The 19,079-nt window shown below is 40.8% G+C and carries 21 protein-coding genes and 1 pseudogene; 12 read left to right on the forward strand and 10 right to left on the reverse strand.

All coding sequences use genetic code 11. The features are described from left to right. Positions 1-95: 95 nt before the first annotated feature. The 7 genes from V7K60_RS21790 to V7K60_RS35370 all read left to right on the forward strand — a co-directional run bounded on the left by V7K60_RS21790 (position 96) and on the right by V7K60_RS35370 (position 5,291). On the forward strand, positions 96-1,466 hold the full coding sequence (locus tag V7K60_RS21790; RefSeq protein WP_334928263.1) for a calcium-binding protein: 1,371 nt from the start codon (positions 96-98) through the stop codon (positions 1,464-1,466). 97 nt (positions 1,467-1,563) lie between these two features. After that, positions 1,564-1,887, forward strand: a complete 324-nt coding sequence (locus V7K60_RS21795; RefSeq protein WP_334928350.1) for a DVUA0089 family protein — start codon at positions 1,564-1,566, stop codon at positions 1,885-1,887. Positions 1,888-2,221: 334 nt separating this feature from the next. Then, complete coding sequence (locus tag V7K60_RS21800) at positions 2,222-2,344, forward strand: hypothetical protein (RefSeq protein WP_334928265.1); 123 nt, start codon at positions 2,222-2,224, stop codon at positions 2,342-2,344. An 18-nt stretch (positions 2,345-2,362) separates the two neighbouring features. Then, positions 2,363-3,646, forward strand: a complete 1,284-nt coding sequence (locus V7K60_RS21805; RefSeq protein ID WP_334928267.1) for an eCIS core domain-containing protein — start codon at positions 2,363-2,365, stop codon at positions 3,644-3,646. A gap of 294 nt (positions 3,647-3,940) precedes the next feature. Further along, entirely contained in the window at positions 3,941-4,633 is a 693-nt protein-coding gene (locus tag V7K60_RS21810; protein WP_334928269.1) for a hypothetical protein, read from the forward strand. Between the two features lie 47 nt (positions 4,634-4,680). Continuing rightward, on the forward strand, positions 4,681-5,070 hold the full coding sequence (locus V7K60_RS21815) for a hypothetical protein (RefSeq protein WP_334928271.1): 390 nt from the start codon (positions 4,681-4,683) through the stop codon (positions 5,068-5,070). A gap of 143 nt (positions 5,071-5,213) precedes the next feature. Next, positions 5,214-5,291, forward strand: coding sequence for a DUF6939 family protein (locus V7K60_RS35370; RefSeq protein WP_442944444.1), 78 nt, complete (start codon positions 5,214-5,216; stop codon positions 5,289-5,291). 280 nt (positions 5,292-5,571) lie between these two features. Here the strand turns inward: V7K60_RS35370 and V7K60_RS21820 are convergent, their stop codons facing one another. Continuing rightward, entirely contained in the window at positions 5,572-6,159 is a 588-nt protein-coding gene (locus tag V7K60_RS21820) for a L,D-transpeptidase (RefSeq protein ID WP_334928273.1), read from the reverse strand. 559 nt (positions 6,160-6,718) lie between these two features. On the opposite strand from V7K60_RS21820, the gene V7K60_RS21825 reads away from it, so the two are divergent. Then, positions 6,719-7,225, forward strand: a complete 507-nt coding sequence (locus V7K60_RS21825) for a hypothetical protein (protein ID WP_334928275.1) — start codon at positions 6,719-6,721, stop codon at positions 7,223-7,225. 13 nt (positions 7,226-7,238) lie between these two features. Here V7K60_RS21825 and V7K60_RS21830 read toward each other — a convergent pair whose 3' ends face one another. The 4 genes and pseudogenes from V7K60_RS21830 to ilvN form a co-directional block, all read right to left on the reverse strand. Then, positions 7,239-7,937 carry a hypothetical protein gene (locus V7K60_RS21830; RefSeq protein ID WP_334928277.1) on the reverse strand — a complete coding sequence of 233 codons (699 nt, stop codon included), beginning with the start codon at positions 7,935-7,937 and terminating at the stop codon, positions 7,239-7,241. Between the two features lie 314 nt (positions 7,938-8,251). Next, positions 8,252-8,419: pseudogene (locus V7K60_RS21835) on the reverse strand (transposase); the annotation flags it as partial. 242 nt (positions 8,420-8,661) lie between these two features. Then, positions 8,662-10,179: a protein kinase domain-containing protein gene (locus V7K60_RS21840; protein WP_334928279.1), complete on the reverse strand. Its 1,518-nt coding sequence runs from the start codon at positions 10,177-10,179 to the stop codon at positions 8,662-8,664. Between the two features lie 428 nt (positions 10,180-10,607). Further along, positions 10,608-11,126, reverse strand: a complete 519-nt coding sequence (gene ilvN, locus V7K60_RS21845; protein ID WP_104905365.1) for an acetolactate synthase small subunit — start codon at positions 11,124-11,126, stop codon at positions 10,608-10,610. A 268-nt stretch (positions 11,127-11,394) separates the two neighbouring features. Between ilvN and V7K60_RS21850 the strand changes: the two genes are divergently transcribed. Further along, positions 11,395-11,760 carry a BON domain-containing protein gene (locus V7K60_RS21850; protein ID WP_334928282.1) on the forward strand — a complete coding sequence of 122 codons (366 nt, stop codon included), beginning with the start codon at positions 11,395-11,397 and terminating at the stop codon, positions 11,758-11,760. 53 nt (positions 11,761-11,813) lie between these two features. Here V7K60_RS21850 and V7K60_RS21855 read toward each other — a convergent pair whose 3' ends face one another. Both V7K60_RS21855 and bioU read right to left on the reverse strand, forming a co-directional pair. Beyond that, positions 11,814-12,749 (reverse strand): alpha/beta fold hydrolase, encoded by a 936-nt coding sequence (locus V7K60_RS21855; RefSeq protein ID WP_334928284.1) that lies wholly within the window; start codon positions 12,747-12,749, stop codon positions 11,814-11,816. A 128-nt stretch (positions 12,750-12,877) separates the two neighbouring features. Further along, positions 12,878-13,897, reverse strand: coding sequence for a (S)-8-amino-7-oxononanoate synthase BioU (gene bioU, locus V7K60_RS21860; protein ID WP_334928286.1), 1,020 nt, complete (start codon positions 13,895-13,897; stop codon positions 12,878-12,880). Between the two features lie 354 nt (positions 13,898-14,251). Between bioU and V7K60_RS21865 the strand changes: the two genes are divergently transcribed. Further along, positions 14,252-14,746, forward strand: coding sequence for a hypothetical protein (locus V7K60_RS21865; protein WP_334928288.1), 495 nt, complete (start codon positions 14,252-14,254; stop codon positions 14,744-14,746). A gap of 106 nt (positions 14,747-14,852) precedes the next feature. Then, complete coding sequence (locus V7K60_RS21870; protein WP_334928290.1) at positions 14,853-15,458, forward strand: Uma2 family endonuclease; 606 nt, start codon at positions 14,853-14,855, stop codon at positions 15,456-15,458. 341 nt (positions 15,459-15,799) lie between these two features. Here the strand turns inward: V7K60_RS21870 and gloA2 are convergent, their stop codons facing one another. Together gloA2 and V7K60_RS21880 are read right to left on the reverse strand one after the other, a co-directional pair. Then, complete coding sequence (gloA2, locus tag V7K60_RS21875; RefSeq protein ID WP_334928292.1) at positions 15,800-16,186, reverse strand: SMU1112c/YaeR family gloxylase I-like metalloprotein; 387 nt, start codon at positions 16,184-16,186, stop codon at positions 15,800-15,802. A 1,117-nt stretch (positions 16,187-17,303) separates the two neighbouring features. Next, entirely contained in the window at positions 17,304-17,993 is a 690-nt protein-coding gene (locus tag V7K60_RS21880; RefSeq protein WP_334928294.1) for a Crp/Fnr family transcriptional regulator, read from the reverse strand. Between the two features lie 249 nt (positions 17,994-18,242). On the opposite strand from V7K60_RS21880, the gene V7K60_RS21885 reads away from it, so the two are divergent. After that, positions 18,243-18,866: a chemotaxis protein CheB gene (locus V7K60_RS21885; protein ID WP_334928296.1), complete on the forward strand. Its 624-nt coding sequence runs from the start codon at positions 18,243-18,245 to the stop codon at positions 18,864-18,866. An 8-nt stretch (positions 18,867-18,874) separates the two neighbouring features. Here the strand turns inward: V7K60_RS21885 and V7K60_RS21890 are convergent, their stop codons facing one another. Then, positions 18,875-19,015: a hypothetical protein gene (locus V7K60_RS21890; RefSeq protein ID WP_334928298.1), complete on the reverse strand. Its 141-nt coding sequence runs from the start codon at positions 19,013-19,015 to the stop codon at positions 18,875-18,877. Positions 19,016-19,079: the final 64 nt, after the last annotated feature.

Below are 19,079 nucleotides of genomic sequence, written 5' to 3' on the forward strand. Positions count from 1 at the left end.
TTACGCAAATGACAAGTAATCTACATTGAACTAATAAATAGTTCTTTGATTGATGCTGAACTTACATATTTAGTGAGAAATTTAGGAGAGATAATATGGCTTTCGGTACTACAAATCCTGACACGATAAATGGGAGTTCGGGAAATGACACCATAGTTGGTTGGGCTAGTGGTGGTAATGCCAATAGTACCTCCGGTAACGATATCTTGAATGGTTTGGCTGGTAACGATTCCCTCGCAGGTGGGACGGCGAACGACAGTCTAAGCGGTGGAGATGGCAATGATACACTTGATGGGGGCACAGGAAACGACACTCTAAAAGGTGGTGCAGGCAGTGACACCTTCAAAGGCAGTCAAGGTAACGACAACATTGATGGTGGAGATGGCATTGATACCGTAGACTACACTCAACTAGGTCAAACTATTACCTTGTCAGGTGTTGGAAGCATTCAAAAAGCTGGGGGATTGGGAAAAGACCAACTCTTTAAAGTAGAAAAGGTTATTGCTAATGCTAATGTTGCCAACAACACCATAGATGCATCCCAATCTTTGGCTGGGGTATTTATCACCGCTAACCTGCAAACCCAAAGTTTAGCTGCCAATAACGTTCCTGGTTTGGGAAAATTGTCATTTACCGCAGTCAACTTTGATAATGTCATCGGCACAAATGCAAATGACAGCATTACTGGCGACAACCAAAATAACCGATTATCCGGTAATAATGGCAATGACACACTTGATGGCGGTTTAGGTATTGATACTTTGAATGGGGGAGCAGGTGACGATACTTACATTGTTGACACTACTCTAGATACCATTACAGAGGCTGCGAATTCAGGTATAGATAACGTCCGGTCTTCTGTAAACTACATACTAGGAACCAATCTGGAGAACCTGAGACTGACAGAAGGTGGCAACATTACCGGGATAGGTAACAGTTTTAACAACTTTCTTTTTGGTAATACTTCTAATAACACTATAAATGCAAGAGCAGGCGATGATACCCTAGACGGTAATAATGGCGATGATATCCTCAATGGTGAGGACGGCAATGATAGCCTACAAGGTGGGCCGGGTAATGAAATACTCAATGGGGGATCTGGAAACGATATCCTCATCGGTACTTTTCCTGGTAGCCCGTTTCCCCCTGGATTAGGAGAAACTGATACCTTAACTGGCGGGCCTGGAGCAGATAGATTTATCCTGGGGGACGCTGTAAATGTTTTCTACGACGATAACAATATTATGAATCCTGGTTTTGGAGACTTGGCTATTATTACTGACTTCAACTCTAGCCAAGACCGAATTGAACTCAACGGAGTTTCACAGAATTACCGCTTGCAAGTTGTTGGAAGCAACACACGAATATTCTTAGACAAACTGGGAGCAGAGCAAGATGAGATCATCGGTATTGTGCAGGGGGTAGTGGGTCTCACACTTGATAGTGACAATTTTACTTTTCTATGAGCGGAAAAATACTGGATAAAGTACAAACAATACACTCACCAGTCCTGAAGGGTTAGGTTGCTTATCATCAGGCTAAAACATTAATCTTTCAGCCTAGATTGCTACAGTTCACCCAGGGGACGATCGCGATTTCGACTTTTTTAAATTTTCTTTAGCAAATCCAGAAACTGTCACTATTAAGACAGTGACATCAGGAGATACAGTTCTCGGACTGTTTGACGATACTGGAATTAGAACTTTACTGGAAACGAGCGACGATAGAGGCGGTAGCAATTCGTCATTAATTACCCGCTCCCTGAGTGCAGGTACGTACTACATTTCAGTGAGTAAATATGCTTTCTTGCCTGAAGATGGCGGAACTTTCTCTGGTAGCAGTTCTAATCCTGATTTTTCTTATACACTAGGAGTCAGTTTTGCATAAAAATATTGTCAACTTAAGAAAGTACTAATATCAGAAGGCAGATTCAAGGATACTTTTCCTCGTAACTAGGGGAACACGGCAGCGTGTTCTCCTTTATCTGATATGAGACTATTTACAAACCACTACTTATCTCCAGGAGCAACAGATTTTAATTGTTTCTAATTGATTAGAGTTCTAAAATTATCTTGATAATTGCAATTTTGGGTAAATGATAATCAAAACTAATCACCTAGACAAATTGAATCGTCAATAGTTGCAATAAATACCGATAAAATTCCTCAAAAGTCCCTCATCCAGTTTTTCTAATTCCCAAGCATCAGAACAAACTTCTCAATTGGCGTATAGACTGTTTGGTGGTCAAACTCAAAAAGCATCTTTTACGCCCGTGACACAAACAGATGTAGAGAATGAAGCTTTTGCAGAAGAAAAGATGGAAGTAACTGGATTGGAATTATAAGCCAAACATGGGACGATTTTGCCAGAGGGACAAGAACGGCTGACTGTATTGCAAGCCAAGATGGATCGATCGTTGAATTCTCAACTGGAAAAAGCAACTCGATTTGGTCATAACTTTGCCAATATTCCAGTCAGAAGACCAGATACACCAATGCCAATTCAGGCAAAACTGACGATTGGTGAGCCTGGAAATCGGTACGAGCAAGAAGCTGACCAAACAGCACGTCAGGTGATGCAAAGAATTCATCAGCTACAGAGCGAGCAACTTCAGCGAGAAGAATTACCTGATGAAGAAGATGAATTGCGAATGAAACCAGAGAGCAGTATTCAGCGCGAGGAACTGCTAGAAGAAGAAGTACAAATGAAATCTTTGAGAGAAACTCCCTCGCTGCAACGGGAGGAATTACCAGAGAAAGAATTGCAAATGAAGTTGCTTGGTACTTCATCCCAGATAGTGAATGAGGTAAAATCCCCAAAAAAACCACTTATACATGACATTAGTCGAATCTCACTGCGGCGTCCACAAACAAAACTGACAGTTAACCAGCCTGGAGACATTTATGACCAGGAGGCTGATAGCGTCGCCCAGTTGGTGATGCAGAGGATGAGCGAACCTGTGCAGTCTATCCAACGGGAGGCATTGCCAGAGGAAGAAGACCAATTACAAATGAAATCCCTGGCAGATTCCGTTACTCCTTTGGTGCAGCGTCAGGGTGGAGGAAGAACAGCAGCAACATCTGAGCTAGAAACTTCTATCCAACAAGCACGTGGAAATGGACAGCCGCTTGCAGATGATATCAAGCACCCAATGGAGCAAGCATTTGGGGCTGATTTCAGTAGTGTACGCGTTCATACTGATGCTCAATCTAATAGCTTAAATGAATCTATACAAGCTCGTGCTTTCACCACAGGGCAGGATGTGTTCTTCCATCAAGGCGAATACTCTCCTGAAAGTAATGCAGGCAAAGAACTACTGGCCCATGAGTTGACGCACGTTGTCCAGCAAAATAGCAGTGCAGTACAGCCGAAATCTCTTCATGTTGCACCAAAAGAAAATAAACTCCAGACAAAAGCTCTGTCGACAACCTCTGCGGCGCATGGGCTAGCTATCCAACTGCGGAAGAATTTCCAAAAACCAAGTGACGAAGATAACCAAAAAAATTTAGAATCCAAAACCGATACAGAAAACGGCGAACAACAAAATCAGGCTACAACAGAAAAACATCAAGCTACCCCCACACCCCCAGATGATGGTGGAAACGCGGCAACAGGTATCTCATTTGAGCGGATAGCCTATCAATAAATCCGCCGACAATTCTACCAAAAAAGTATCCAATTGATTCAATAATTTTCACCTCACAATTGAAAAGTGACCTCAATTAAGTTCATACTATTTTAGTAGATTATGAAATGTCAGTAGACTTAGGTCTGATTTCAAATATATTCATACTTGTCAGAATATAGTTGCTAGCTAATCTTATATTTCCAAATCGTTATGTATTCTGGACGGACACCTCAAGAGAGAGGTTCAAACCGCGGTAGGGACAGTTCTGAGCGCTCGCCAACGCCCAGTTCCCACAAAACGCGCGAAACGGATGTGAGCAAGCCATTCTCTTCATCTAATCAACGACCCAACATACTGCAAGGAGTCAGCCTGTATCCTCCAGTTAGTTCAACTGGTAATCGTATAAAAGAAGACAATCATGTAGAAGGCAAGGTCAATCCTCAGGAAAAAACACCGGACATCACCATATCAGAGGCAGATGCAAATTGGGAAAAAGCATGGAAAGCTAAACAGGCTGAAGTGCATAGCGCAATGCAACAATTTGTCCCCCGCTTTCAAGCCTTAGATCCAGATGCTCAGGTTAATATCAGAGGAAGTTTGGCATCGGGTGTCAAAATGAATCCAAAAAAGTGCGCATCCAGTGGAGAACCTTATGTCTTTAATCCCACAGATTTTGATATAGATGCTTATGTAGTCAGTGATAATCTTTTTACACAAGCTCTAAAGAATAATCCCACTGCTGTTAGGAATGGGCAAATAGTAGGCTCCCAGAGCGGAATAAAAGAGGTGAAACAGTTGATTTGGGATATGCGTGAGGTACTGGCAAAGATTACTGGAAATAGAGATACTGGAGAGGTTAAGTGGCACTTTAACGTTTTGATACGTAGTTCGACAAATGCAAGTAAGACTACAAACAAAGATGAACAGTCTGTAACAGCTCTTGGACTTGAGCGGTCAAGAGGAAATCCCTTAACAATACAACCACCTAAACAAAATATTCCTTAGCAATACAACCACTCAATTTAGAATAATTAGCAAGGATAAATATTTATATGACTTACCCACAAATAAGTTTTCAGGTTCGGATCTATGAACGCGCTAGTCTAGCAGAAATGGGCGCAAGAGTCGGGAAAGCTTTACAATGCAATTTTACCCCCTCGGATGCCAAATTATTTGATGAGGATGAGGTTTTAGAAGCAACATCTCTTGGACTATCGATTATACTAAGCCAGGACATAGAAGTACATGAAGGCGAAAATCATAAGTATTATTTAATGGGTAGTTTGAAAGGAGACTTAGAGGCAATGTGGGATATTGAGTATCAGATCATTAATATCAGTGAATATATACTTGGTGTATTAACAAAGTATGACAAAGGTAAGTGGTATATACCCGATTTGAAAGAGCTACATCTTGAAGCAGGCTTGTCTTTTTCCAACTAACTTGTTTTCAAAGACTCTTTTATGGTAAGAGTCAAGGTGGATTACGCGAATGGGAATTTTAAACTATCAAATTTTTGTATATTTGTAGCACAAGAGTTTGAAAAAATTACCTTACCATCAGCAGCGGAACGCTGGATTAGACGGTGGAAGGTATTTGGCAGGGTTTAAAAGTTTTTGAAACCTCAGACATAGACCTTACTAAACTTTTAATTTCTGACTAGAGCTAATTCTGGCATGATTATTGGCAACTTTGAGCTAGATTTTCCCGACGGAGAAATTAGTTAAAAAACTAGTATTGATGTCGAAGGTGACAGACTCAGTTTTGCCCTTATTCAACGGGTGGTTTACGCCAATGTCACAATGATGGATGAATACCTGCCAGGGATTATGTCTGTTATTTATGGTAATGTCTCACCAGAAGAAGCGATCGCTCAAGTTGAAAGGTAAGCCAATTATTTAGCATTGGAGATTTTTAGTATATTTGTATGGAGTAAGCCAAGATTAAGGTTCTACTAAAACAGGTGTACCAAGTTTGACCATTTCATACAGTTCACGAGCATCCTTATTATACATCCGAACGCAACCATGAGAAACTGCTTTCCCCACAGATGTTCTATCAGGAGTACCATGAAATCCAATGTATTCTCTGCCAACATTCCAAAATGCAATCCAGCGTTCCCCCAAGGGATTATTTACACCAGGAAGAACTAATTTTCCAGTTTGAGGATGTGTCCAATCTGGATTTTTCAGCATCTCAATAACTTTGAACTTTCCTATTGGCGTTTCCCACCCTGGTTTACCAACCGCGACTGGATAGGTAGCTTGTAAACTATCTCCTTTATATACATAAAGCTTCCGCATACTTCGTTTAAGTACTAGATGGAAGTGTTGTTTAGAAGCTGCGGGAACAGTTGGCTTGACTATAGGAGATGCTGGCTTCTCAATTGTTTTTTGGAAATCTGAATGTTTCTCAATACTCACTTTAGCAGTACGCTGTGATTGCAGCCAGAACAATAGCGCAATTGCACCCAAACCAATACTTAAACCAGTACAAAGTTCTAGGTTCTTTTTGATTATCTTGTTTTGCATAAACTATTCAGCTTCGAGCAAAGCTAGCTATTTAAATTAAAATAATCACTTTTGTTAATCAACTTTAAGAAACTATACCAATTTCAAAAAGGAATGCCGCACATACACACTTCTAAACCCTTGTTATTTCTGGCTTTCTTAATGAGCGTATGAGTGAATTAGTATTATCTGATTCATCTAAGGGCATATATTGTACAATTCCAAATCTGAGAGGATGTTTGAAAAGTCGTTTTATCAGTATTAAAAGTTTTAGAACCCTCTAAATTCCCTGATAATATTGGGGGGCTTTGATTCCAGTTTCCTCCTTTTTAGGGGGTTGGGGGGATCTAAAAGTATCTAGATTCACAACGAAACACTTTTCAAACAACCTCTGAGGCAATGCTTAAAGCTTTAATCAGGCTACCTGAAATATTGTTCTATCTTCATACTAGTTTAAAACATGCCTTCTATCAACAAGTCAAAATTAAACAATCAGCAAGCTTAATTCCTAAATTCTAATTTTTAGCTTTCCATTTTGCCCTTTAGAAATCTATAGTTTTACCATAGTCTTATTGGGAAATTGGGAGAGACTGAAGGTGCTTTTGGAACTCGTGTAGCAGGTTGTTTTATTCTCCTTCTTGGAGGAGTTTGTCTCTGTGGTGTGTCCGTTACTCGTCTAACTCGTGGTCTAGGTTCCTCTCTACTAATGGCTGTTGAACGCCTTGATGACCTTCTAGGTTCCTCTCTACTAATGGCTGTTGAACGCCTTGATGACCTTCTAGGTTCCTCTCTACTAATGGCTGTTGGGCGTGATGAAGAACGTCTACTTTCTGGCTGTATGGCAGGCCCCGCAGTAGGTAATCCATCAGTAATATTATTATTACTATCATTGTTGTTTGATGCTATTGCCGGTCCTGCAACAGGAAGTGCTTCTTGGGCTAGTAATCGTTGCGTTGGAAAACAACTCAAACTTGTGAAAACAACTAAAGCAGTAGCAGAAAGTCTAATTTTCATCTTCTTTAATAACCTTTGCTTTATGAATTTACTTCAGATGCATGTCACTCGAATGCCAAACTCAATTAATTAGATTGATGTGCAGACTATCGATAATTACGGTTAAACTCTTTACATGATAAATTATCGCTTCCTTCTAACTTATCTTCACGCCAGACTCCATCTTTCTCAGTTTTATCTATAAATATATATACTCCGTTTCCTTGACATTTATTCTTAGCAAAGTTTCCTTTATATTCGTTTCCGTTTCTCAATTTTAAATATCCCAGCCCTTGCAACTCATCATTTGTAAACTGCCCTAAATAATAGTTAATATTACTTTCTACCGGATATGATAATCTCCCACAACCATTACGTTTATTATTTTTAAACTCTCCATAGTACTGAAATTGATTCTGCTTAAAAAGCATTAACCCTCTACCATTGGCTTCTTTCGTTTTTGGATTGATCTGCCCGTAATATTTATAGACGTTAGTTTCCCAGATTGGTTTGCCTGTGACTGGGGGAGGCGAGGATAGCTGTTGATCGCTATCACAAGGTAGTTGGGAGAATTCTGTAGAAGTTGGTATCGTATTTGGTGTTGTTGTGGGAACTGGTACAGCAGTTGGTGTAGGAGATGGTGAAGCAGTTGGCGTAGAGGATGGTTCTGTTGGGGAACCTGGTACAGTATTTGGTTCAAGAGATGCTGGCGATGCTTCTTGCCCTAGTATTTGCTGTATTGGAAGAACACCTAAACTTGTAGAAATAAGTAAACAAGAAGCATAAAGTAGAAATTTTGTCTTCATAAAACACCTCGCTTTTCTAATGTATACAACCTAAAATTCATAAATACTAATTCTCTAGAAAGTCGCACTTACATTAATACTTATAAATAACGGTATCAAGCTCATATTTCAGCCATCATATTACAAAATACAAAACATATTAAGTACGTACTTATAGAGATTATAGTATAAATACTGAGATTTGTCAAAACATCGTTAATAAACTAAGTATAAACCATTAGATGTATTTTACTAGCATCAATGAAAATAAACTTAAGTATTTCTTAATATTTTAGCATATTTCGCCAATTTTGTGGAAAATTAATAGTAAAATGCTAGTTTAATAAACTGCGTAATCTAAAATTGCTGAAGTCACAAAAGCCATATCCAAGTCTTTTAATTAACTTAAGTTAATTATTAATCTCTTTTACAGTACCACTGGTAATTTTTCCATCAAAATAACAAATTATTTCACTAAACTATCTAACCGTTGTACCTAAATCAAGTGGAATCAACCCAATTTACAAACTATCTCTGCTCTCCATAAACATCACTTGGCAAATTATATGTGCTTCCAATCTGAACAATTAAACAATATCTATCACAGAGCAATCGCAGAACTTTTCGGTCTACTGAATTTACTATCTTTGAATGCAATTCGATATGAGGAATTTAAATCCGCCATTAACGCATAAAAGCCCAATTTATGGGAAGACTGTTACCTAAGTAAATAAGCTGAAAACTGTTAAAAGGGTTTTAGGCTGAGAAAGCTGATAGTTAGCATACTAGATGCTGAAGGCTCTTTATTACATAATAAGTCACTTCCTTCTAACTTATCTTCACGCCAGATTCCATCTTTTTCAGTTTTATCTACATATATATATACTCCTTCCCCTTGACATTTACTCTTAGCAAAGTTTCCTCTATATTCATTTCCGTTTCTCAATTTTAAATCTCCTAGCCCTTGCAAATCCTCATTTTCAAACTGTCCTAAATAATAGTTAATCTTACTTGTTACCGGATATGATAATCTTCCACAACCACTACGTTTATTATTCTTAAAGTCTCCATAGTATTGATATTCCTTCTGCTTAAAAATCATCAATCCTCTACCGTTGGCTTCTTTCGTTTTTGAATTGATCTGCCCGTAATATTTATAGATATCAGTTTCGAATGTTGGTTTGCCTGTCGCTGTGGGGGGTGAGGATAGCTGTTGATCGCTATCGCAAGGTAGCTGAGAGAATTTTTTGATTAGAGGAAGCGGTTTCGGAGTAACTGCTTGTGGATTTGGAGGAGTTGGTGATTGAGCAAAATATCTAGATACCACATACAAAGACATGATACATCCAAGTAAAACTGCTCCGCCTGTTACCATAACTTTCCAATTAGATGGCGATCGCTGGCGATCTGACTTTGGTTTTGGTAATGGTGTTGATTGAGTAAGTGCTTGCAACGCTTCTGCTGCTGTTTGGTAACGCTGGCTAAAGTGAGAGCGCACCATATTTGTTAACACCTCGACAAATCTGTCGCTGACATTCGCCCGATCCCGCCAAATTATTTCACCTGTTACGGGATCTTCGGGTAAATTTTGAGGCGCTACGCCTGTCAATGCTTGAATTCCTAGCATACCTACTGCATACACATCGCTAGACAGTTTGGGCTTGCCATTAGCTTGTTCATCTGGCATATAGCCATTTGTGCCAATCAGGATGCTTGATGTGACTAGACCTTGAGTATTCGTCTCCAAGCCTTTAATTTCTTTCACTGCTCCAAAATCAATCAGCACAATCTTTCCGTCTTGACGACGACGCATGATATTCTGTGGCTTAATATCACGATGAATGATACTTTGTTGATGGATAAATACTAAAACTTCTAAAACATCCCTGAGCAGTTTTTTTACTTCTGCTTCACCCCAAGGCTGACCTGCTATTATTTCTTTGCTTAAGTTATGCCCATCAATAAATTCTTGTACTAGGTAAAATTCGCCATTTTCTTCAAAATGGGCGAATAGCTTGGGAACTTGGTTGTGAATGTTGTCTAAGCGATATAAAATTTCAGCTTCCCGGTTAAATAAATTTTTAGCAATTTTCAGAAGTGCTTCATTCTGGTTTTGTGGCTTTAGATGTTTGACAACACATTTAGGCTTAGGAGTTGTAGGTATATCTAAATCTTCTGCCAAATATGTCTCCCCAAATCCGCCGCTTCCCAAGGGATGAATAATTTTATAACGACTGCGGAGTACTGTGCCAAGAGGATTCATTAGATTTATACAGCATTAAATAGGGTATATATAATTTAATTTATGGCAGTTTTAACTAAAAAAATACAACGGGTGATTTACGCTAACGTCACGATGATGGATGAATAGCTGCCAGAGATGATGCGTGTCATCTATAGTAACGTATCACCAGAAGAAGCGATGCCTACAGTAACCCGTTAGCGTAGCGTCTCCGACAGGAGAAGCGGGAACGCTAAAATTGAAGGTTATTTGGATATTTCTCTTTTTGCTAGTACAACACGGCGTAAATAAACATATCATTCAAAATGGCGCGAAAGCCTGGAATACAATACTTTTGACTTTTGACTTTTGCGCAGCGGTACTAGTTCCTAAACAGAAGCCATAGTAACAATTGCCACTATGACTTCTGCTGCGGTTGAGTATTTCTGAGTCTTGATTTAAATTCCCAACTAAACCTTTGCTTCCAAAGATTTGAGTAACTCGGTATTCACACCCGACTCACGAGTCAGGGCTATTTTGCCAGTCCGGGCGATTTCTTTCAAACCAAATTTTTGCAACACTTGCACGATCGCTACCATTTTACCTGGATCTCCCACAACTTCTAAGGTGAGAGAATCTTCCGCCACGTCGACGACTCGCGCTCGGAAAATCTGAGACAATTCAATCACTTCTGAGCGATTGCTGCTACTAGCATTCACCTTCAAAAGCATCAATTCCCGCTCGACACAAGGGGTTTCGGTAATATCCTGGACTTTTAGGACATTGACTAACTTATACAGTTGCTTAGTAAGTTGCTCGATGATGCGATCGTCACCAGGGACAACCATTGTAATTCGGGAGACTCCTCCTTGTTCAGCAGGACCAACAGCAAGGCTTTCAATATTAAAGCCGCGACGCGCAAATAAACTAGAAATGCGGGAAAGAACACCCGCCTCATCTTCTACAAGAACTGAAAGGGTATGTTTCATCTTCGCCAACAGAGGCTAGAGCAGGAATTGAGTAATGCAGACACTAGCAAAGGGCAACGCTAGACCTACTACCGCACTAAATTTTCAGTGCGACCTCCTATTGTAAACTTAACAGCTGCACTCATTGCATTCTCAATCGAGAAATTGTTTAGAAATCATACTGCAAGCAAGAATTTGATTGAATGTATATCTTTTTGTTGGTAGATGCAGCATTTTTGTAAAGCTTTTATACTCGGATTTGAGAAGCCTCTAATAGGAGAAAAGTTTTATGGGTTGGTTAAAAAGATTGTTTGGATTGGAAAAACCTCAAAATGCAGAAATAAATCCGGCTCCACAGGCTGTGCAGCAAGCTCCTAGTAGTGATGTCGCTAGTGCTACGCAATCAATACCCCCAGAACGTCTAGGATTAAGCGGAGAATATGACCAAAGTGGTTTAGCAAAGCGGGTAGCGTTGGCATTTGATCAAGACCCCCAACTCGACGATGTTGATACCCTTTGGGTGGCTCAGACGGGTAGCACTGTGGTGTTGAAAGGTAAAGTTCCCAGTCAAGAAATTCTCAACAAAATGATTTCTGTGGCGGGTTCTGTAAATGGTGCTACAGATGTTGACACTAACCAGGCGACGATTGGCTAGTTACTGCTGATGCGATCGCTCCCATTGCATAATATTTAGGAAACAACCAACGGTTAGCGATGCCTGCGGCGGGCTTCGCCTACGCCAAGCCATCTTTCAATCCAATCTAAAATCGCTTGGTTAACTTGTTCTGGACATTCATCATGGGGACAATGCCCTACATCCTCTAGATTCAGCAATTCCAACTTTTCGTTACATTGGGCAAATTGGCTAGCCAGGGCTGGCGGAACAAACCGATCTTTTTGTCCCCAAATTAAAAGCATGGGAATTGTTAAGGTTGGTAATACTTTCTTGACACTGGGACTAAAATTAATTCCGATCGCAGCTTTGAACAAAGCACTAAATGCCCTCGCAGAACCTCGGTCTTGGGGAGGTTCTGCTAAAATTTCGATGAGTTCATCGGTAATCGCCTCTGAGTTAGCGTAGGCAAGACGTGCCCAGCGACGCAGCACCCCAGGACGGCGCACGAAGTTAAATACAGGTTTAAGTATCAACGGTGAAGCGACAACATTTTTAATTGCTGTAACGAGTGGGCGCAGCACAGGAGGAATTGCTTCTTGTTCTAATGACGGGTCGGGTAAACTCATCATCACCATACCCCGCACCATATCGGGATGAGTGGCGGCGGCGGCCATAGCTATCAGTGAACCGTTGGAATTGCCTATTAATATTGCTGGTTCACGGATAAATGTTTTCCAGAAATCGTAAACCTGCTCAACCCAGAATTCGATGCTGTAATTAGCTGCGGCTTTTTCAGAAGCGCCAAAACCCAACATATCTATGGCGTAAACTGTGTGATGCTCACCCAACACCTCTAAATTATGTCGCCAATGACCAATGGAAGCGCCAAAGCCATGTAACAGAATTAGGGGTGTTGTATTGGGGTGACTTTGGCTAGGGCGAATGTAAGTATAACGGGTTTGCCAGCCACGCCAAATCCAATCTCTTTGATTACCAACCCGTTCCTGCCAGTGTACCGTAGTGGTCACACTTACCTCCGATTTATCAGCACTGAAATACCATTATAAGAATTGGGCATTGGGCATTGGGCGGCGTGCAGAGGGGAAAACTCTTTTCCCCATTCCCCATGCCCCATGCCCCATTCCCTATTCCCTATTTACCTAACAAATTGAGGCATAATTTCGGCAGCGGTGAATATTCCATAGATGCCGCGTTGGTGCAATTGTCTACCAGCTTTGAGATAGCCGAAAGCAGGACCGCAGACATTTGCTGCCATGCTGGTTTCATCTCCCAAAGTAAATGTATGGGTAGAAATCTTCCCTTCAAAGGTACGTCCTGTTACCTTCACATTCGTGCTGAGGGGCTTTTTAGGATTGCGGGTATCAACTACACCACCAACTGTAACGCGATCGCGCCCTACTATCCCTGCGACTTCTAACATCACATCATCAGCGTGTTCCATATTTGTCAAGGTCAGCACGCCATTAGTTTTATTTAGTAGTGCTTCTACTTGTGCGTCAGTCATTGCCCTAGCAGTTTCTACTGTATAACCAGGCATGTGACCTATATCTTCCCGAACAGTGGCGCGGTAAGCTTCCCAGTTAGCAATTCCCACCCCAAAGGTAATTTCAACTTGATGAATTTCGGCGTAACTTTGGGCGGCTAAAGCTGCTGCTGCTGTTAACAGTCCAGGGGTAGCACCACATCCTGTCATATAGGTAATCCCAGCGGCTTGCAGTTCCTCCTTCATCGCTAGGAGTTGTTCTACAGCAGTGGTGCGTTTAATCGCATCTACTAATACCCCACGCCAACCAGATTTGATAAATTCCTTAGCGACAGTGGGAATAAAATCATTTGGTAGATTAGGTAAAGCCAAAAAATACCCATCTACTTCAGCTATTTCGATTAAATCCTGAATACTTTGATTTGTTAATGTACCAATTGGCTCTAAGTAACCCACCGAACCTTGGGACTGATAGATTGCAATGGATTCTTTAGTATTTAAACCGTCAGCAGCATAAGCGTAGCCTTTATGATCTGCTGCTGCAACTAAAATCATTTCTTGTTTGCCAGCAACTACCTTAGCGGCTGCTTGTCCGAGTCCGCCGAAACCCAGTACTCCCACACGTATCGTTGGCGAAATATTTAGAGAATTTTTGATTTTTTCAGAATTCATAGTTAATTCGTTAAGTTGAATCAAAAGCCTTGAGTATTCTGCATCTCAGCTTCCGGCTGATAACTGGTGGCTGATGGCTGATAACTCAAAGCTATAGAGATTAATTATGATTCATTATCCTGGGTTCTTTGACCTGATATTGCAGATATTTATCTGTGAGCGATCGCTTTTGAGTTTTTTGACTGGGAATATACCAGATTTAAAGCAACGGCCTTAACTGCCAACCCAGAAAAAAGCTTAAAAAGACTGGCTAAACTTGATGCTCTGACAGAATAGAGTTTCTGGCACGATGATGCAAACACTCACGGAAGCGATCGCTTAAAGTGATATGAAATTGTTAGGATTTTGAGTATTATGAAGCGTATTTGCACTATGTTTAATATTTTTACAATAACTTCATTATCTGCTTTTATACTTGCTAGCACTACTAATTTATTGCTAGTACAGACAGTTATAGCTAAACCAGTACAGACAAAGCCAGTTAATCAACCAGTACCATTCAACTCAAAAGTACGAATATATCCTGCAAATAATACCTTACCAGCAAGCCGTTTGATGACGATTGAAAGCGTTATCAAAAAGTCTAGTAAGATGCAAATAACAGAAGCAAAACTTACAATATATGACGAATTTGTAGCCAAAACAGGAGAATACAAATCATCGATTTCTAACAATCGAATGGTGTGGATAGTAACTGGTTTTGTGCAAGGGGAGTTGAGAATGTCTAAAGGTAGAAGTGTCTGTACTAATAACGCTAAACTTGTGGAAGTAACGGATGCAGAAACTGGCGATTCTTTTGGTAGAAGTATTTACTGTCCTCCAAACAATGTGATAAATTTTATGCCGTAAAGTAGGGGCACGGCAGTGCCGTGCCCCTACACTCGTAATGTTGTACCGCATCTGAATAGGAACCGCTATATAATCAAAACAACTTGCTTTCAGGAGATTGACTTTCATGACATATATCTCCCCAAAAACCCTCACCTTTGAAGATTTTATCTCCCAATACCAAGACAATCCCCGCTATGAACTAGCAGATGGAGAATTAATTGACATGGAACCCACTGGCCCGCATGAAACGGTGAGTGGCAAACTTGCAACCCAAATTGGCATCTACCTTGTTGCAGAACAACTCCCTTGGTTTATTCCTCGTACTTGTTTAATTTACCCTTTTGCAGATACAGCCACAGTTCGTCGTCCTGATATTGTAGTTCTTGATGAAACCGTTCTCGATCGCGAACCCCTTTGGCAGCGAGAACCCATAATTAATCTTGGACGCTCAATTAAATTGGTGGTGGAAGTCGTTAGCACTAACTGGGAAACCGACTATGCAAGAAAGGTTGAAGAATATGCGCTTTTAGGCATCCCTGAATATTGGATTGTGGATTATCGAGGATTGGGTGGTGTAGCATTTATTGGTAAACCCAAACAACCTACATTTACCGTTTGTCAATTGGTTGAAGACAGTTATACTCAACAACAATACCGACTCAACCAATTAATTAACTCGCTACTTTTACCTGGTATTCAACTTCGCTTAGATGACATTATGCCTCGTTAAATATAGGTGCAGAAAAGATTTAGAAGTGTTGGCAGAGTTTATAAATATAGAAATTTTGGCAGCAAGAAGCCGTAATTATACTGAACCGTAGGCGTAGCCAGTCGTAGACATCGCTTCATTATATCTCTTGCATAAGTCTAAGTCGAATAGACCCCCCTTTATCCCATGCCACTTGCTACAACGGAGGGAACGTCCGCAACGCAGTGGCTCCCCATTGGGGGGAAATTTGAAATCTTGCCCCCTCCCCTTCACAAGGGGAGGGTTGGGGAGGGGTGATTCAAGGATTTTTGCAAGAGGTCTATTATTTATAGTGATGAAAACTTCACCTGTCAGCAGTAATTTTAACGCTCATAAATTTCTAATGGTAAATTGTCTGGGTCTTTAAAGAAAGTATATTTCTTGCCTGTAATTTCATCAACTCTGATATTTTCTACCTCTAACCCTTTTGATTTTAAATAAAAAATAGTTTCCTCTACATCATCAACTTGAAAAGCAAGATGTCTTAAACCACAAGACTCTGGTTTACTAGGCCGTTCTGGAGGGTTTGGGAAAGAGAATAGTTCTATTTGAGTATTTTCTGCAACTTTTAAATCTAATTTATAAGAATTTCTGGCGATGCGAAAAGTTTCTTGAATAATCAAAAAGCCTAAAACTTCTACATAGAATTTTTTTGAGCGATCGTAATCAGAACAAATAATAGCTACATGATGAATGCCAGTGGTTTTCATGTGTACTTATCAAGCTATAGCAGTCCTAAATCATTTATGAAAATTATATATCTCTTTCTTCTTTCTTCCCTTTACGTCCTTGGCGTTCTTCTCTAACGAGACGCTAACGCGAAGGCGGTTCGTTTCCTTTATCATGAACACAAATTTAACTTACAGCTATTTTCAGGTAAATATAGCCGTTCTCGCTTGCGTCAAATACAAACATTCGTAGGGGCACAGCATTGCTGTGCCCCTACCGTTTATCGTGGTGTACTGCATTCAAACAAGAAGTGCTATAGACGACGCGGTAGGGGCGCAAGGCCTTGCGCCCCTACAACAAATGTGGTTCAAATACATGAAAACTGCTGTAAATTTATATTTAATCAGCAAAAAGGCTTATTGCTTTCTTAAAACTTCATATTCAATAAGCAAAAAGGCATATTGCTTACTCAAAATCAGCTTTTACTTTCTCAAACCCCAGTTTGCTTTCTCATTTCGGTGTTTTCCGCAAGCAAAAGCAGCTTTTACTTTCTCAAACCCCAGTTTGCTTTCTCATTTTGGTGTTTTCCGCAAGTGAAAGCAGCTTTTACTTTCTCAAACCCCAGTTTGCTTTCTCATTTTGGTGTTTTCCGCAAGTAAAATCAGCTTTTACTTTCTCAAACCCCAGTTTGCTTATTTATTTAAGTAATTTCCGCATTCAGTTTGGTATATCGTTAAGCTTCAACAGCTTACTGCTGACTCTGCTGGCTTATTAGTATAAGCGAATTGACAAGGGTTTGAAACAATAGACCTCTTGCATAAGTCGAATAGACCCCCCTTTATCCCCCCAAAGGGGAGAAACTTGAAATCTTGCCCCCTCCCCTTGATAAGGGGAGGGTTGGGGAGGGGTGAAGAAAGGATTTTTACAAGAGGTCTAATGAATCAGACATTGAAAACTAATACCAATTTGAAAAAAGAATGCGACAGATACATACTCCCAAACCTTTATTCTGTCTGACTCTTGATCCTCCCTAACCCTCCTTAAAAAGGAAAAAACTAGAGCAAGCCTTTTTTAGGGGAGTGCGATCGGAGCATTTACTCGCACGTAGTTTTGGCTCTTGGGGCTTCGTCTGCAAATCCAAAGATGGAGCGAATAACCTTATTTGCCGTTGAGCAAACGCTCAAACTCTGCTTTGACAACTTGGTAACACTCGCAGGTGATATCTTCTAAACCTGAGCGGTCAAGGATAGTCATTTGTCCGCGAACATAGTCGATTAGCCCCGCCCTTTGAAGAATAGAGGCAGTGAGGCTAACAGTGGAGCGATTCACACCTAGCATTATGCTGAGAAATTCTTGAGTCAGTGAAAAAGTGTCTGTCTCTACTCGATCAGCAGTCATCAGCAGCCAACGGCACATTCGCTGTTCTACTGAGTGCAGGCGGTTACACGCAGTTGATTGGGCAATTTGATTAAACAGCGCTTGCGTGTATCGTTGTAGTATATTGTACAACTGACTATCTGTGGTGACATGAGTTTTAAATGTATCTACTCTCATCCTTAAGCCAGAGCCAGGGACTTGTATAAAACACTCGCCCGGAATCCTATCGGCTCCCAGGAATACTGGAAGACCCACCATTCCTTCATTGCCCACCGTAGCTACTTCGATTGCCGAACCGTCCGTCATCACTGTGAGCATAGAGGCTACGCCATAGTTGAGGAAATAGACGTACTCAATTGGTTGGTTAGGTATGTAAAGGTTTTGCTTGAACTTTAGGGGTACAACCTCCATACAAGCAACAAGACGAGAGTATTCCTCAGAGGGTAGGGCAGCTAGAAGTTGGTTTTTCACAAGTGCAGGATGTTTGAAACACAGATAGCAAGAGGCTGTTTAAGTCTGTCTTATATCTATTAAATAAATAACTGGCAGCAATCAAGAACCTCTAACAAAAGGTTTATTTATTTGTAAACAGTATATGTTAACCAGCTAACATATAAACTACAATATGTTAGTCAGCTAACACAGTGGTGAAACTTGTCAGACTGCTACAGCACTAATTAGACGATCGCTACTGAGCGCTAAACATTCGCAAAGAAGAAAATGGCGTTACAACAACGACACCGAATTTTGTCACACTTCCCCAATATTGCCTATAACATAGTGGCGATCGGAGCTTCTGCGGGTGGGCTAAATCCAATCATCCAAATTGTGTCGGCTTTACCAGGAGATTTCACAGCAGCGATTATTGTAGTTCAGCACATGAATCCTCTCTACTCTAGTCGTCTGGCACATATCATCAGCCGTCACACAGCGTTGCGGGTAGAGCAGGCAAAATCAGGCGAAATAGTGCGTCCAGGGACAGTTTATACTTATGTTCCAGATCGGCATTTAGTAGTCGGTGCTAACGGTAAGCTATCTCTGTTAGAGTCGCCAAAGATGAACTTTGTTCGCCCCTCAGTGGATAAACTATTTATGTCGGTAGGACTTAATTACGGAATGCGGGCGATTGCTGTTGTCCTAAGTGGGTGTGGCACAGATGGTGCTTTAGGAATGATGGCAATCAAAAAGTATGGCGGCACGACGATTGCTCAAGATGAAACTACTTCAGAGTACTTCGATATGCCTTCAGCAGCTATTGACACCGGGAAAGTAGATTTTGTTCTGACTCCAGAGACGATTGCCAAGAGCTTGAGCAACCTGGTAATGAAGGAATTAGCAGCATAAGGGATAATTTATGAATTAAATAGGCAGTTTTGGCTGCTGTTTGCAGCATTGTGGCTGCACCAGTGCGTAGGCGTAAGCCCGTCGTAGACATCACCTTGTTGCAATTTCGCCTCGGCTAACTGGGTTTGACGATACTTCGCTGAGTTCATCAAGTTTTAGTGTTTTCCGCAAGCAAAATGGCATTCGACTTACTAAATTGGCTTGTTTGCTGCG

This window comes from Nostoc sp. (genome assembly GCF_036917555.1).
In the GTDB taxonomy this organism is placed as follows: Bacteria; Cyanobacteriota; Cyanobacteriia; order Cyanobacteriales; family Nostocaceae; genus Nostoc.

What these genes read in the sequence shown, in the direction of transcription:
- V7K60_RS21790 (WP_334928263.1), top strand. Translation starts at nt 96, where the DNA reads ATGGCTTTCGGTACTACAAATCCTGACACGATAAATGGGAGTTCGGGA.
- V7K60_RS21815 (WP_334928271.1), top strand. Translation starts at nt 4,681, where the DNA reads ATGACTTACCCACAAATAAGTTTTCAGGTTCGGATCTATGAACGCGCT.
- V7K60_RS21820 (WP_334928273.1), bottom strand. Translation starts at nt 6,159, where the DNA reads ATGCAAAACAAGATAATCAAAAAGAACCTAGAACTTTGTACTGGTTTA.
- V7K60_RS21830 (WP_334928277.1), bottom strand. Translation starts at nt 7,937, where the DNA reads ATGAAGACAAAATTTCTACTTTATGCTTCTTGTTTACTTATTTCTACA.
- V7K60_RS21840 (WP_334928279.1), bottom strand. Translation starts at nt 10,179, where the DNA reads ATGAATCCTCTTGGCACAGTACTCCGCAGTCGTTATAAAATTATTCAT.
- ilvN (WP_104905365.1), bottom strand. Translation starts at nt 11,126, where the DNA reads ATGAAACATACCCTTTCAGTTCTTGTAGAAGATGAGGCGGGTGTTCTT.
- V7K60_RS21850 (WP_334928282.1), top strand. Translation starts at nt 11,395, where the DNA reads ATGGGTTGGTTAAAAAGATTGTTTGGATTGGAAAAACCTCAAAATGCA.
- bioU (WP_334928286.1), bottom strand. Translation starts at nt 13,897, where the DNA reads ATGAATTCTGAAAAAATCAAAAATTCTCTAAATATTTCGCCAACGATA.
- V7K60_RS21865 (WP_334928288.1), top strand. Translation starts at nt 14,252, where the DNA reads ATGAAGCGTATTTGCACTATGTTTAATATTTTTACAATAACTTCATTA.
- V7K60_RS21870 (WP_334928290.1), top strand. Translation starts at nt 14,853, where the DNA reads ATGACATATATCTCCCCAAAAACCCTCACCTTTGAAGATTTTATCTCC.
- gloA2 (WP_334928292.1), bottom strand. Translation starts at nt 16,186, where the DNA reads ATGAAAACCACTGGCATTCATCATGTAGCTATTATTTGTTCTGATTAC.
- V7K60_RS21885 (WP_334928296.1), top strand. Translation starts at nt 18,243, where the DNA reads ATGGCGTTACAACAACGACACCGAATTTTGTCACACTTCCCCAATATT.
- V7K60_RS21890 (WP_334928298.1), bottom strand. Translation starts at nt 19,015, where the DNA reads ATGAACTCAGCGAAGTATCGTCAAACCCAGTTAGCCGAGGCGAAATTG.